We start from the raw sequence: 14,486 nt of genomic DNA on the forward strand, positions 1-14,486 counted from the left end.
ACCGCCCATCGCGCCACCGGTCGCGCCGCCCATCGGCGGACGGCCGTGCATCGCCTCACCGCCCACGACCGTGCCACGCGGGATCCCGCCCGTGGGACGGCCGGAAGCGTGCGGCGGTACGGGACGGCCGCCGACGATGCCGCTGTCCCGCGGCATCCGCGCGCCGGAGTAACCGGCGAGCGGCGACTGCCCGGAGAGCGAGGGCGGGCGGACACCGCCGGCCCGGCCTCCGCCGGGCGCCGGTGACGGAGAGCCGCCGAACGCGGGCGGAATCACTCCGACCGGGGGCATGACCGTACTGTCGGGGCGGCCTGTCGGAGGAAGCGGATTCGGTGTGCCGGCCGACGGAAGCTGAGTCGTGGGCAGCGTGGCCACGCCATCGATCTCCATGGCCACGGGAAGGTCCCGCGTCGGCGACGGCTGATACGTCCGGACCTCCGGGTTCACGCCCGGAGTTGTCGATCCACGGCTCTCGGTCTCCGCGTATCGAGCCGATGAGACCGTGCCGTCGGACGTGCCGCTGCTCCCTCCGGTGTACCCGCTGGACCAGGCGACGCCCTCGCTGGTGCCGCCGTAGCGTCCGTCCGGCACGAACGTCCCCGGCGGCGGCGGAAACACCGGCGGTTCCTGTGCCCCGATCACGAACGACGACAGCGAGTACGACTGCGCGAGCTTGTTCATCTGCTGAACGGCTTCCGCGTGGTCCTCGTTGAGTTTGGCCCTCGACTCCGAGGCGATCGTCCGGGAGTCCGGGTCGTTGCGGAACTCCAGGGCCGCTTCCAGGTTGCTCTGTGCCGACGCGTCCACCGGCGGGAGACTGGCCTTGACCTCCCTCAGTGTCTGGGCCGCGTCGCCCATCCAGGTCGCGCCCACCGCGCTGAAGTCCGCCAGCAGCAGCGTGGCCTTCCAGGTCTGGTCGCCCCATTCCTCGAACGCCAGGCCTGCCTCGCCCCGCCAGTCCACCGAGCTGATGTAGGTCCTGAGGTCCTCGCCGATCTCGCTGATGGCCGTCGATGCTTCGGACAGCAGATCGGCGTGGCTCTTGAGCGTGTCAGGGTTCGCGGCGGCGATCATGTCCCGCAGTTCCTGATGCGTGTGCGCCTCGAAGTTGGTGGTGGTTCCCGCGGGCGATCCCCCGCCCCCGCTGTTCTCAAGCATGACTCCGGTCCTTCTTTCCCCGTGTTCCCCGTTGTCCCCGCGCGCCCCGTCTCGCGCACTTCTGACGCCACGGCGGCCGACCGCTACGTGTCAGGCCGTGACACCCGACGAATCGCCGCCGCTGTCCCCGGGCCGGACGTCCGTGGACTGGCTGTCCGCGGTCCGCTCCCGCTCCTCGCGCCGTTCCTGTTCGCGCCGGTCCCAATCGCGCTGCGCGTCCTGGCTGATGCGCTGCATACGCAGCTTGATCTCGTCGTCGATGTTGTCGTACCCCTTACGGGAGCCGTCAACGGCGATGCCCAGCGCCTCGATCTGGCCGGCCAGGCCCTTGGAGAGATTCTGGAGCTCGCTGTGCACCCTGCGATAGACCCCGTACAGCTCGTCGGCCTCGCCGAAGCCCGTGCCGAGGTCCGCCCTGTCGACCCGTCCGCCCGCCATCTCCGTCGGCGCCGCCGATGACTCGTCGAGCTTGGTCAGCAGCCCGTCCACCCGGTTCTTGAACTTGATCAGCTCCGACGCGTCGACATTCAGGTCCGCGGACCCGCCTCCGCCACCGCTCGCCGCACTCTCCACGGGCAGCCCCGGATACACCGGCCGTCCCGTCCCGTCGTCCTCCGCCATCGACGTCTCCCCCGTCGCCCCGTCTGCCCGTCCAGCACACTACGGAGATCACTGTAGCGAGCGCTTACGACAGTACGCATCCCGGCCTTGCAGCTGCAACGCGGATTACGGCACTACGCGTTGGGAACCGCGACCGCCGCCTGCGGGCGGATCGGCAGACGGCTGACCGGGCGGCCCGTCGCGGCGCGCACCGCTGAGGCCACCGCGGCCGGGGAGGTGACCACCGGCGCCGCGCTGGCCGGTTTGGCGCCGAAGGGCGCCACGACGTCGCGTTCTTCCACGAGTTTCACGATGCGAATGTCCGGTGCGTCCAGGGACGTCGGAAGCGCGTAGCCGGTGAGGTCGGGACGGCGGACCAGACCGCGGTTGGTACGGAGGTTCTCCGTCAGGGCCGTACCGATGCCCTGGGTGACGCCGGCCTCGATACGGGTCGCCAACTGCGCCGGATTGAGCACCCGTCCGACGTCCTGGGCCACGGCCATCTCGACCACCCGGATCGAGCCCAGCTCGATGTCGACGTCCACGACCGCGCGGACCGCGCAGAAGGCCAGTCCCACGAAGGCGTCGCCCTGGCCCGACTCGTCCAGAGGCTCGGTGGGATGCGGACGGCACTGCGCCGTCGCCCAGAGCTCCTTGCCGTCCATCGCCTCCGTGACCGTGGTGGAGAGCACACCGTCGTACGAGGTGATCTTGCCGTCGGTGATCTGGAGCAGCTCGGTGGACATGCCGAACTTGTGGGCCAGCGGCTGGAGGAGCTGCGTACGGACCATCTTCGCCGCCCGCTCGACCGCGCCGCCCGAGACCCAGGTGTGGCGGCCGTGGGCGGCCGGGCCCGCCGGAGGCTGGTCCGTGTCGACGGACGCGACATGGACCTCCTCGATGCCCAGCGTCTCCTGGACGATCTGCCGGGCGAGCGTGGAGAAGCCCTGTCCGGTCTCGACGGCCGCGCAGATCACCGTGGCCACGCCGTCATGGACCTTGACGGTGGCCGTGGAGACCTCGTCCGCGCCCTCGGCGCCGAGCATATGGACCATGCCCAGGGCATAGCCCACTCCGCGCCGCACCGCGCCCGGCTCGCCCGCGCCCTCCGGGCCGCCGGGCAGCAGCCAGGCCGCCTCCGGAGTGTCCTTGGGCAGCGCGGGCAGCGGGAAGTCCCGTACGGCACCCAGCAGTTCGGCCACCGGGGCCGGGCAGGTCACGGTCTGTCCGGTGGGCAGGATGTCGCCGGTGGCGAGGACATTGCGCATCCGCAGCTCGGCCGGATCAATGCCCAGCTTGGCGGCCAGTTTGTCCATCTGGCCCTCGTACGCGGCACAGACCTGCATCGCGCCCTCGCCGCGGACATGGCCCGACGGCGGGTTGTTGGTGCGTACGGCCCAGCCCTCGATGAACGCGTGCGGTACGACATACGGGCCGCAGGCGAAGGCCACCGCCGCCGCGAGCGACTCGGACGAGGAGTCCGCGTACGCGCCCGCGTCCAGCAGGATCTGGGCCTCGACCTTGACCAGCCGGCCCTCGGCGTCCGCGTGGTGGCGGTAGCGCAGCAGCGTCGGATGGCGGTGGGCGTGGCCGAGGAAGGACTCCTCGCGGGTCGCGGCGAGTTTGACCGGGCAGCCGGTACGCAGCGCCAGCAGGCCCAGCGGGATCTGGAAGCCCGGGTCCTCGCGGTCGCCGGTGGCGCCGGGCACACCGGTGACGACGACCTTCACCCGTTCCGGATCCAGACCGAAGCAGGCGGCGGCCAGATCGCGGTCGGTGTGCGGATCGGTGGAGGCCGTGTAGATCTCGACGCCGCCGTCGGGTCTCGGTACGGCGAGGCCCGCCTCCGCGCCGATCGGCGCCGGATCCTGGCGGCCGATGCGGTACAGCCCTTCCACGACCACCTCGCCGGTGATCTCCGGGTCGCCGTAGCGCAGCGGGATATGGCGGATCAGATTGCCGTCCGGGTGCAGCGGCTCTGCGGCGAAGGCCTTCTCCGGATCGGTGACCGGATCGAGCACCTCGTACTCGACGGCGATCGCGGCGGCGGCGAGGCGCGCCGTGTCGGGATGGTCGGCGGCGACCGCGGCGATCGCCTCGCCGTGGTGGCGTACGACGTCCGAGGCGAAGACGGGACGGTCGACGACACGGCGGCCGTACGCGGAGTCCCCGAGGACGTCCTCATGGGTGACGACGGCCCGTACGCCCGGCATCTCGGCCGCGGCGGCGGTGTCGACCGAGACGATACGCGCGTGCGGGTGCGGAGAGCGCAGGATCGCCGCCCACAGCAGGCCCTCGGCCCATAGGTCGGCGGCGTACGGGAACGTGCCCTCGGTCTTCGCGCGCGCGTCGGCCGGGGAGAGGGATGCTCCGAGGCCGTGCGCCGGAGGCTCCTGCTGAGGAGCGTCGAGCGCCTGGGCCCCGGTGGCCGCGTCGTTGCTCACGCCATGCCTCCGTCGGGCGAGTGCGGGGGCTGGGCGCTGCCGGCCCCTGGGGGTGCCTGGTGCGGGATGCGGGCTTCTTCGGAGGCCAGGGCTGCGGCCTCCGCGCTCGCGGTCCGTTCGGCGACGACTTCGTTCACCGCGTCGAGCACGCCGCGGTAACCGGAGCAGCGGCAGAGATTGCCGCAGAGCGCCTGGCGGGTCTCCAGTTCGCTGGGGGAGTGATTGCCCTCCAGCAGATCGTGGACGGTCATGGCCATGCCGGGGATACAGAAACCGCACTGCACCGCGCCGCACTTGGCGAGCGCCCGCTGGACATCGGAGGGCTCGCCGTCCGCGGCGAGTCCCTCGACCGTACGGACCTCGGATCCGGCAGCGGTGGCGGCGGGTACGAGACAGGAGGCGACGAGCCTGCCGTCGACCTGGACGTTGCAGGCGCCGCACTCGCCCTGGGAGCAGCCGTCCTTGGCGCCCGCGAGGCCGAGGCGCTCGCGCAGCACGTACAGGAGCGACTCGCCGATCCAGGCGTCGGTGACGGGACGGTCGGCGCCGTTGACGCGCAGGACGTAGGAGCCCGCCGGGTGTTCGGCGCTGTCGCTGCTGCTGGTCAGCGGCTCAGGTACCGGCTCGGGCTCGGGCTCCGGTTCCGGCAGGGCCTCCGGCTCGGGCGGCATTACGTGCTCGTGCTCGGCCTCGATACCCGGATCGTGGGCCGACGGGTCATGTCCCTCGGCGGACACAAGCTGCTCGTTCGGGAGCGGCACGCCCTGAGCGTCGGCCTGTTCGGTCGCCCACGGGGCCGCCGCGCCGCCCGGCAGAGTCGCCGGCGGGCTGCCGCCGCCCCACTGGGCGGCCAGCATCGAGGTACTGAACTCGCCCGATTCATCCGGAAGATCACCATTCGCGACCGGAATCGTCCACTGGCCGGTCAGCTCGGAGGAGCCTACGGACTCGGCGGGGGCTCCGCCGCCCTCCCCGGCGCCCGCGCCGTTCCCGGTGAAGTTCCACTGTCCGGTCAGCCCCGGGTCGTAGCCGCCGCCCTGCCCGTACGACGCCTGGAACTGCCCTCCGCCGTCCTGCCGCGGGTCCGGCCACCGTACGCCGCCTCCCGTGTCCTCCGCGGGCGTCAGCGGCGTGATCTGGGGCGGTACGTATCCGTGTCCGGGCGCGGCCAGCGGCGCGTCCTGGCCGTCCTCCGGAGGGAGCTGTACGAACGCGGTCGACTCGCCGTCGTACTCGCCGCCCTGCGGGACCGGCTGCCAGCCGCCCGGCCCACGCGCGATCCCGCCGTCAGCAGCGGCGTTGCCGGCGTTGCCGGAATTCTCGTTGGTGGTCACGACAGCGCCCTCCCCAGTGCTCGTCGGGCCAGCGTGGCGACCGTACGCCGCAGATGCTGCACGGCGGGCGACACCTGCGGCGCCTCTCCGCCGTCGGCCGGTGGCGCCGGATCCGGGATGCACGCGGCGGCGACGTACTCGCCGAAGGCGGCGAGCGCCTCCTGGGTGAGCCCGCGCGCGCCGTCCCAGTCGATCAGCGAGCCGATCCAGCGCTCGGCCTCCAGCGGGCGCAGCGGCATCGGCGCGATCGCGCCGACCGCGCAGCGCACCCCGCGCCGCGCCGGATCGAGCACGACGGTGACCGACGCGGTGGCCCGGCCGGGACCGGTCCGTCCGGTCGCCTTCAGAAAGACCTGAGGAGCGTGCAGCAGAGGCACCCGTACGAAGCCGATCAGCTCGGCGGGCGCCAGCATCTCCCGGCCCGCCAGCAGATGCGAGATGGGGATCTCACGGCGCGCGCCGCCCGGGCCCGCGACCACGAGGTCCGCCTCCAGGGCGGCCAGTACGGGCAGGGAGTCGCCGGTCGGGGCCGCGGTGGCGATATTGCCGCCGAGCGTGCCCGCGTTACGGATCTGCGGCGGGCCCGCCGCGCGCGAGGACGCGGCGAGCGCGGGGATGAGGGCCGCGAAGTCGGGCCTGCCCATCCGGGCGTGTGTCAGACCGGCACCGAGCAGGGCATGACCGTCCTGGTAATGCCAGCCGCGCAGCTCGCTGATCCGGCCGAGGCCGACGAGGCCCGCGGGCCTGAGCTGGCCCTTGTTGACGGCCGCCATCAGATCGGTGCCACCCGCGACGGGCACGGCGGCGGGCATCTCCGTGAGCGCCGCCACGGCCTCGTCGAGCGAGGACGGCAGCGTCACGGACTGCGCGGTCTGCGGTGCGTGCGTGGTCAACCCGGCTACCCCTTTCCGGTGTCCCGGTGTCCCGCCTGTGTTGCCGTACCGTACGTGCTCACAGCCCGGACGTGGCAACTCTGGCACATCTTCCGGGCCCGCCGACGCGAGGGTCCGCGAAGGGCTGATCCGTCCCTCACCAGGGGGAAGGTCCGGTTTCACACCTCTTCGCCGTCACATACGGAATGCCACTCTTCGGCGTTCCTTGTACGACTTATCCCACGTACGGCCACACGCACGGCCACGATCCCAGGGGCGAGGGCTCGGGACGCCCGGGTGCCGTCCGTGCTCACACGTTTGGCGGCGACCCCTCGATCGGGCGTCCGAGCACACCGGGACGGCGCTGCCACGGCAACGGGCCGCCGGGCGGGCGGTATTCGACTCCGAGTGCGTCAAGGCGCCGGTAATGCCCGGCCATCCGCCGTTCGAAATCGGCGTAATCCCGCTCCATGGGCGCCGGGAGCGAGGACCATACCGCCTCGGCGAAGGCGGCCAGCCGCGGGAAGATCTGGTAGTCGACACGTGAGCGGTCCTGCATCACCTCGGTCCAGACATTGGCCTGGGCGCCGAGCACATGGGCCGCCTCCGCCGCGGTGAGCTGCGGCGGTACGGGCTCGAACCGGTAGACGTCCTCCAGGGTGCGGACATATCCGATGGGCATCGGCTCGTCCTCGCCCGCCGCCTGACGGTGGTCCAGATAGACCTGCTGCTCGGGACACATGACCACATCGTGGCCCGCCTTGGCGGCGGCGATCCCGCCCGCGTATCCGCGCCACGACGACACGGCGGCGCCCGGCGTCAGGCCCGTGTCCGTCGTCCCGCCCTCCAGGATCTCGTCCCAGCCGATCAGCCGCCGACCGCGGTCGGCGAGCCAGCGGTCGAAGTGCCGGACGATCCAGGACTGGAGCTCGTCCTCGTCGGCCAGTCCCTGCTCCCGCATCCGGGCCCGGGCGGCCGGGGAGCGCCGCCACTGGTCCTTGAGGCACTCGTCGCCGCCGATGTGGATGAACGGCGAGAACGGCGACGAGGACAGCGGGAAGAGATCGAGGAGTTCCTCGAAGACGCCCTCGTAGAAGCGGAGGGTGTTGTCAGTGGGGGCGAGTACGTTTGCGGTAATGCCCCAGGTGTCCCAGACGGCGAGGGAGGTCGTGTCGATGACATCGGTGTTGCCGAGTTCCGGATACGCGGCGATGGCCGCCTGCGAATGGCCCGGGATATCGATCTCGGGGACGACGGTGATATGCCGCTCGGCGGCGTACGCGACGATCTCGCGGATGTCGTCCTGGGTGTAGTAACCGCCGTGCGGCTTCTCGTCCCACAACTCCGAGGCGCGGTGGCCCCATTTGGTGCGCGAGCGCCAGGCGCCGGCCTCGGTGAGCCGTGGATGGCGCTTGATCTCCACACGCCAGCCCTGGTCGTCGGTGAGATGGAAGTGGAAGACATTCAGCTTGTGGGCGGCGAGCAGGTCCAGATAGCGCAGGACGCCGTCCTTGGGCATGAAGTGCCGTGACACATCGAGCATCAGGCCTCGCCAGGCGAAGCGGGGCGCGTCCTCGATGACGGTCGGCGGTACGGTCCACGCGCGCCCGGGAGCGATGGGCGCGGCGCGGTAGGCGTCGGGGCCGAGGAGTTGACGGAGGGTCTGCGCTGCCCAGAAGACACCGGCCGGCCCGCCGCCGTCGATACGGACCGCCTCCGTGTCGACGGCGATCCGGTAGCCCTCGGGGCCCGACTCCCGTGCGATATCAGGGCTGACACCGAGGACGATCCGGCTGCCGTTGCCGGAGCGGCCTGAGCGCCCTGAGCCGCCGGAGCGGGGGCCGTCGGGAAGCGGCAGTCCGGTGGCGGCGCCCACGGCCGTACGGAGCCAGCGGGCCGTGCCCTCCGTACCGGGCGCCGCCTCGATCACCGTCCGGCCGTCGAGCGGGAGAGGACCGGCCCCCGGCGGTGCGGGAGCGGTCCGCCGGGGACTCGGGATCAGGCTCGGGATCGGATCCATCGTGTGCGTCCTCAATCCTTGACGGCGCCGCCGAGTCCGGAGACCAGGCGCCGCTGTACGAGTACGAAGAAAACCAGCACCGGAATGGTCATCACGGTGGACGCGGCCATGATGCCGCCCCAGTCGTTCTCGTCCGGTTTGAAGAAGACCAGCAGCGCCATGGGAAGCGTCGACTGGGAGGTGTCGCTGATGATGAAGGACTTGGCGAAGAGGAAGTCGTTCCAGGTCGAGATGAAGGAGAAGACGCTCGTCGCCACAAGCCCGGGGAAGACCAGCGGAAAAAGGATCTGCCACAGGAACCGTGTGCGGCTCGCGCCGTCGATGTACGCGGCCTCCTCCAGCGCTTCGGGCACCGCCTTGACGAATCCCCGCAGCATCCACACCGCGAACGGCAGTGAGAAGGCGAGATGCGGCAGGACGAGCGAGCCGAGCGTATTGAGCAGCCCCGCGTCCCGCATCAGGAAGAACAGCGGGATGGTCAGCGCCTCGACCGGCACCATCTGCGCGACGAGGAACATGATCAGCAGCGTCGTACGGAATCGGAAGCGGAAGCGGGTCACCGCCGTGGCCGCCAGAAACGCGATCAGCGCGGAGACGATCACGACCGTGCCCGCGACCGCCAGGCTGTTGAGGAAGTACCGCCCGAATTCCTGCTGTTCGAAGACGCGGCGGAAGGAGTCGAGCGACGGCGAGAGCGTCCAGGGACGGGCCTCGGTGGACTGGATCTCGCCCGCCGGTTTGACCGCCGAGAGGACCATCCAGTACAGCGGAAAGGCCACGATCACGGCGGTGACAAGGGCCGATGCCTCGGCGGCCAGCCGCCAGGGACGGCGAATACGGAGCAGGTTCACAGTTCTTCTCCCCGGCGCCGGATCAGTCGCAGATAGCCGAGTGTGACCGCCAGCAGAATCAGCAGCATGACCACACCGATCGCCGAGCCCAGGCTGTACTGCGAGGAGGCGAAGGCCTTCTGATAGGCGTACACATTGAGCACGAGATTCTGGCCGGCGATTCCACCGCCGTTGGTCATCACATAGATCTGGGTGAAGACCTTGAAGTCCCAGATGATCGACTGAATGGTGACGACCAGCAGGATCGGCCGCAGCATCGGCGCGGTGACGGACCGCCAGATACGCCACTGCGAGGCGCCGTCGAGGGAGGCCGCCTCCAGCACCTCGCCCGGGATCGCCTTGATGCCCGCGTAGACGGTCACCATCACGAACGGGAAGGAGCACCAGACAACTTCGAGCAGCACGAGCGTGAAGGCGCTGTAACGGCCGTACGTCCAGGAGAAGTCACCGAGCCCCAGCAGCCGGTTGACCGGGCCGTAGTCCGGGTCGAAGAGAAAGACCCAGACCGTGGAGCCGGTGATCGCCGGAGTGGCCCAGGCGCCGAGGGCGGCGAGCATCAGCGCGAGCCGGGGCACGGCCCGGACCCGGGTCAGCAGCACGGCGAGCGCGCACCCGACCGCGAGCGTGGCGAGGACGCACGCGGCGGCGAAGACCACCGTCGCCAGCAGCACCTGCCAGAACTGGCTGTCGCCGAAGAGCTCCGCGTAGTTGCCGAAGCCCTTGAAGGTGGTGGGTTCACCACCGCTGACCTGGGCCTGGGTGTACTCCAGAAAGGAGATCAGGCCGAGCTGGTAGATCGGGTAGACCAGCAGCCCGCCGAGGACGACAAGGGCGGGCGCGAGATACAGCCAGGGCGTCCAGCCTCCCTCGCCCGCGCGCCGGGGGCCCGGCCGTGAGCCCTTACGGCCGGCGGCTATGAGCGCCGCCGGGCCGTCGGTGCGGTTCGTCATCGCGCTCAGCTCGCGGACGCGAAGGCCGCGTCCATCTTCTTCGCGGCCTCGTCGGACGCCGTGGCGATGTCCTTACGGCCGCTGACGATCTCCTGGAACATGGTCGGCAGGACGAGCGAGGAGTCGATCTGGGCCCAGCCCGGCGACGCGGGAACGAACTTGGCGCCCGCGCCCAGTGTCTTCACGAAGGGCTCGACGAACGGCTCCTTCTTCGCCGAGTCCGCCAGCACATCCGTGTACGTCGGCAGGAAGCCCATCGCGTCGAACAGCTTGGCCTGCGTGTCCTTTCCGGTGAGCGACTTCAGCAGATCCACCGCGAGCGTCCGGTGCGAACTGCTCTTGAGGACACCGATGTTGTTGCCGCCCGCGAACGCCGGAGCGACCGAGCCCGCCGTGACACCGGGCAGCGGCACGACCGCGTACTTGCCCTTCACCGAGCCCGCCTCGACGGCCGCGTGACTGAAGTCACCGCCTATCGCCATCGCGGCCTGGCCCGAGGCGAAGGCCGTCACCGTCGCGTTGCCGCCCATCGAGGCGCACTTGGCGGCCGGACAGTTGTCGTCGCCGAAGAGGGAGGTGTACGCCGCGATGCCCTTGCGGGCGGCCGGGCTGTTGACCGCGGCCTTGTACGTACCGCCGCTCTCCTCGGCGAGTTCACCGCCGTTCGCCCAGAGGAACGGCATGGCGCCGTAGGTGTACGCGCCGCCGACCGCGAGCCCGTACAGCTCGGGCTTCGCCTTGTGGATCTTCCTGGCCGTGGAGATCAGCTCGGCCTGGGAGTCCGGGACCTCGATCCCCAACTCCTTGAAGACATCGGTGCGGTAGTAGAGCGCGCGGACACCGACGAAGAGCGGCGCGCCGTAGATCTTGCCGTCCACCGTGACGGACCGCCTGGCCGTCGGATCGGTGTCCTTGGCCTCGTCCCAGGCGTTGAACTCCGCGGTGACATCGGCGAGTCCGCCGTCCTTCACATATCCGGCCGTGTCGGTGTTCCCGTACTCGACCAGATCGGGCGCGCTCTTCGGGTCGTTGAACGCGGCCTTGATGCGCTGGGCGCGGGTCTCGACCGGGATGTACTCGATCTCGACCTTCGTGTCCTTGTGCTCCTTGCCGAAGGCGGCGACGGCCGCGTCGACGACCTGCTCCTTGGGCTTGTTGCTGACCTCCTGGAAGAGCCAGACGCGCAGGGTGCCGCTCTTCTCGTCCTTGGTCGCGCTGGTGTCGGAGGTCTGCGGCGCGCAGGCGGTGGCGGTGAGGCCGGCCAGCGCGAGAGCCGCAATCGCGGCAACTGTGCGAGCACCTGTGGCCACTGTACGGGCGGCTGTACGGGCAGAAAGCTTCATCCGGGGTCCCTACGAGTTGGCGTTGCAGCATGCGCAACGTACGTTTCGTGCTGCACAACAGGCAGGAGACTAGGCATGGCTGGATCACGCCGACAAGTGGTCTCAACCATTTCGTTGCAGCGGACACGGCCGCGAAACAGCGGCGGCGACGGCCGGAAACGCACGACGGCCCCCGGGACGCACACAGGTGCGCTTCCCGGGGGCCGTCGGCGACGGAGGACCAGCCGCTACTTCTTGCTCTTGTCCTTACCGCCCTTGCCCTTGTCCTTGTCCCCGCCGGGACCCATGGACTCGTAGATCTCCTTGCACATCGGACAGACCGGATACTTCTTGGGGTCGCGCCCCGGTACCCAGACCTTTCCGCACAGTGCGACCACCGGAGTGCCGTCGAGGGCACTCGCCATGATCTTGTCCTTCTGGACGTAGTGGGCGAAGCGCTCGTGGTCGCCGTCGCCGTGCGACACCTGTGGTGTCGGCTCCACGAGGGTGCCCGTACCTGCCCCGCGCTCGGGCTCAAGAGTGCTCATGGGAGCCAAGGGTACCCACGAAGGGCCGCTGTCGGAGGCTCCGGGTCCATGCACTCCGCATCCGTACGCTCACACATCGCGCCGACACGCCGACCGCACCTCGGCCGGTGCCCTTACGAAGAGTCAGTTGAGGGAGGGATCGTCCGGGTATGTCGCGACCATGGCCAGCTCACTGCGCTGCCGTCGCAGCACCGCCCGCCAGAGCCGCTCGGGACGCGGCGACGACACATCGCCGGGCTCCGACTCCACGACGTACCAGGCGCCTTCACGCAGTTCGGCCTCCAACTGGCCCGGGCCCCAGCCCGCGTAGCCGGCGAAGATCCGCAGCGAGCCGAGCGCCCGCGCGACCAGCTCCGGCGGAGTCTCCAGATCGACCAGGCCGATCGCGCCGTACACCCGGCGCCAGCCCAGCGGTCCGTCGTCGCCCGGGATGACGGCGAGTCCGAGCGCCGAGTCGAGCGAGACCGGACCGCCCTGGAAGACCACACCGGGCTCGCCCGCCAACTCGCCCCAGGGCTCCAGAATGTCTCCGACGTCCACCGGCGTCGGCCTGTTGAGGACCACGCCGAGTGAGCCCTCCTCGTCGTGATCGAGCAGGAGGACCACCGCGCGGTCGAAATTCGGGTCGGTGAGGGCGGGTGTCGCGACGAGCAGCCGCCCTGTGAGCGAGGACACCTCGGTCATGCGACACATGATCCCGCATCTTCGCGCTCCACGGGGTATGCCCGGCGCGGTCCGCGTGCGCGCAGCTCAGGGCGCACGGCGGCAGCGGGAGCGCACGGCCGGGAAAGGGCGCGGCCGGTGACCGTCCGCGAGGGAAAGGGAACGGTATGTGTCGTACCTGATTCCATTCCGCACCGGCTCTGTCCCGGGCCTTACGGCACAGGGGGCCCGGCCCCTTACCCTTTTCCTTGGCCACCTGCCCGCCCACTCCGGAACGCGAGATTCATGACCGGCACAGACGATGTAATGCTTGTCCACGGCGGAACTCCGCTGGAGGGCGAGATCCGGGTCCGAGGCGCGAAGAACCTGGTGCCGAAGGCGATGGTCGCCGCACTGCTCGGCAGTGGCCCGAGCCGGCTGCGCAATGTGCCGGACATCCGCGATGTACGGGTGGTGCGCGGACTGCTGCAGCTCCACGGAGTGACCGTGCGTCCCGGCGACGAACCGGGCGAGCTGATCCTCGATCCGACGCATGTCGAGAGCGCCAATGTCGCCGACATCGACGCCCACGCGGGTTCGTCGCGTATTCCGATCCTCTTCTGCGGTCCGCTGCTGCACCGGCTCGGCCATGCCTTCATCCCGGGTCTCGGCGGCTGTGACATCGGCGGCCGGCCGATCGACTTCCACTTCGACGTACTGCGCCGGTTCGGCGCGACGATCGAGAAGCGCGCGGACGGCCAGTATCTGGAGGCGCCGCAGCGGCTGCGCGGTACGAAGATCCGGCTGCCCTATCCGTCGGTCGGCTCGACGGAGCAGGTGCTGCTGACGGCCGTGCTGGCCGAGGGCGTCACGGAGCTGTCGAACGCCGCGGTGGAGCCGGAGATCGAGGATCTGATCTGTGTGCTCCAGAAGATGGGCGCGATCATCTCGATGGACACCGACCGGACGATCCGGATCACCGGTGTCGACCGGCTCGACGGCTATACGCACCGGGCCATCCCGGACCGTCTGGAGGCGGCCTCCTGGGCGTCGGCGGCGCTGGCCACCGAGGGCAACATCTTCGTACGCGGCGCACAGCAGCGGTCGATGATGACCTTCCTCAACACCTACCGCAAGGTCGGCGGCGCCTTCGAGATCGACGACGAGGGCATCCGCTTCTGGCATCCGGGCGGCTCGCTCAACGCGATCGCGCTGGAGACGGATGTGCATCCCGGCTTCCAGACCGACTGGCAGCAGCCGCTGGTGGTGGCCCTGACGCAGGCCTCCGGTCTCTCCATCGTCCACGAGACGGTGTACGAGTCGAGGCTCGGCTTCACCTCCGCGCTCAACCAGATGGGCGCGCACATCCAGCTCTACCGCGAGTGCCTGGGCGGCTCCGACTGCCGCTTCGGCCAGCGCAACTTCCTGCACTCCGCGGTCGTCTCAGGGCCCACCCGGCTCCAGGGCGCCGATCTGGTCATCCCCGACCTGCGCGGCGGCTTCTCGTATCTGATCGCGGCCCTGGCGGCCCAGGGCACCTCCCGGGTGCACGGCATCGATCTGATCAACCGCGGCTACGAGAACTTCATGGAGAAGCTGGTGGAGCTGGGCGCGAAGGTCGAGCTGCCGGGCGGCGCGCTCGTCTGACCTCGCCGGATCCGGCCGGACCGGACCGGCTGGACCGGATCCGGCCCGGCGGGAAGAAGTCCGGCACACCCAGGGGCGGCCACCCGGTCCGGGTGGCA

General features: G+C 70.3%; 12 protein-coding genes. 1 reads left to right on the forward strand and 11 read right to left on the reverse strand.

Annotated features, from left to right (window positions below):
• The 11 genes from GA0115259_RS05830 to GA0115259_RS05880 all read right to left on the reverse strand — a co-directional run.
• Nucleotides 1-1,158: WXG100 family type VII secretion target (locus GA0115259_RS05830; RefSeq protein ID WP_093591836.1), on the reverse strand; the 1,158-nt coding region annotated here is incomplete at its 3' end.
• A 90-nt stretch (nucleotides 1,159-1,248) separates the two neighbouring features.
• Nucleotides 1,249-1,779, reverse strand: coding sequence for a hypothetical protein (locus GA0115259_RS05835; RefSeq protein WP_093591839.1), 531 nt, complete (start codon nucleotides 1,777-1,779; stop codon nucleotides 1,249-1,251).
• Nucleotides 1,780-1,892: 113 nt separating this feature from the next.
• Complete coding sequence (locus GA0115259_RS05840; RefSeq protein WP_093591842.1) at nucleotides 1,893-4,202, reverse strand: xanthine dehydrogenase family protein molybdopterin-binding subunit; 2,310 nt, start codon at nucleotides 4,200-4,202, stop codon at nucleotides 1,893-1,895.
• A complete protein-coding gene (locus GA0115259_RS05845; protein WP_370747410.1) occupies nucleotides 4,199-5,536 on the reverse strand; it encodes a (2Fe-2S)-binding protein in 1,338 nt (445 codons plus the stop codon). Before GA0115259_RS05845 ends, GA0115259_RS05840 begins: the two co-directional genes overlap by 4 nt.
• On the reverse strand, nucleotides 5,533-6,429 hold the full coding sequence (locus GA0115259_RS05850; RefSeq protein WP_093591846.1) for an FAD binding domain-containing protein: 897 nt from the start codon (nucleotides 6,427-6,429) through the stop codon (nucleotides 5,533-5,535). The genes GA0115259_RS05845 and GA0115259_RS05850 overlap by 4 nt, the downstream gene beginning before the upstream one ends.
• A 289-nt stretch (nucleotides 6,430-6,718) precedes the next feature.
• Nucleotides 6,719-8,428 (reverse strand): beta-N-acetylhexosaminidase, encoded by a 1,710-nt coding sequence (locus GA0115259_RS05855; RefSeq protein ID WP_176732445.1) that lies wholly within the window; start codon nucleotides 8,426-8,428, stop codon nucleotides 6,719-6,721.
• An 11-nt stretch (nucleotides 8,429-8,439) separates the two neighbouring features.
• Nucleotides 8,440-9,279 (reverse strand): carbohydrate ABC transporter permease, encoded by an 840-nt coding sequence (locus GA0115259_RS05860; protein ID WP_093591850.1) that lies wholly within the window; start codon nucleotides 9,277-9,279, stop codon nucleotides 8,440-8,442.
• Nucleotides 9,276-10,229 carry a carbohydrate ABC transporter permease gene (locus GA0115259_RS05865; RefSeq protein WP_237539793.1) on the reverse strand — a complete coding sequence of 318 codons (954 nt, stop codon included), beginning with the start codon at nucleotides 10,227-10,229 and terminating at the stop codon, nucleotides 9,276-9,278. Before GA0115259_RS05865 ends, GA0115259_RS05860 begins: the two co-directional genes overlap by 4 nt.
• Before the next feature lie 5 nt (nucleotides 10,230-10,234).
• Nucleotides 10,235-11,572 carry an extracellular solute-binding protein gene (locus GA0115259_RS05870; protein ID WP_093591853.1) on the reverse strand — a complete coding sequence of 446 codons (1,338 nt, stop codon included), beginning with the start codon at nucleotides 11,570-11,572 and terminating at the stop codon, nucleotides 10,235-10,237.
• A gap of 227 nt (nucleotides 11,573-11,799) precedes the next feature.
• Nucleotides 11,800-12,099, reverse strand: coding sequence for a DUF3039 domain-containing protein (locus GA0115259_RS05875; RefSeq protein ID WP_066953876.1), 300 nt, complete (start codon nucleotides 12,097-12,099; stop codon nucleotides 11,800-11,802).
• Between the two features lie 123 nt (nucleotides 12,100-12,222).
• The gene (locus GA0115259_RS05880; RefSeq protein WP_093591856.1) at nucleotides 12,223-12,783 is read right to left on the reverse strand and encodes a YqgE/AlgH family protein; all 561 of its coding nucleotides are present in this window, start codon (nucleotides 12,781-12,783) and stop codon (nucleotides 12,223-12,225) included.
• A gap of 264 nt (nucleotides 12,784-13,047) precedes the next feature.
• Here GA0115259_RS05880 and murA point away from each other — a divergent pair, with 264 nt between their 5' ends.
• Entirely contained in the window at nucleotides 13,048-14,388 is a 1,341-nt protein-coding gene (gene murA / locus GA0115259_RS05885; RefSeq protein WP_066953870.1) for a UDP-N-acetylglucosamine 1-carboxyvinyltransferase, read from the forward strand.
• Nucleotides 14,389-14,486: the final 98 nt, after the last annotated feature.

This window comes from Streptomyces sp. MnatMP-M17, assembly GCF_900091995.1.
GTDB lineage: Bacteria > Actinomycetota > Actinomycetes > Streptomycetales > Streptomycetaceae > Streptomyces.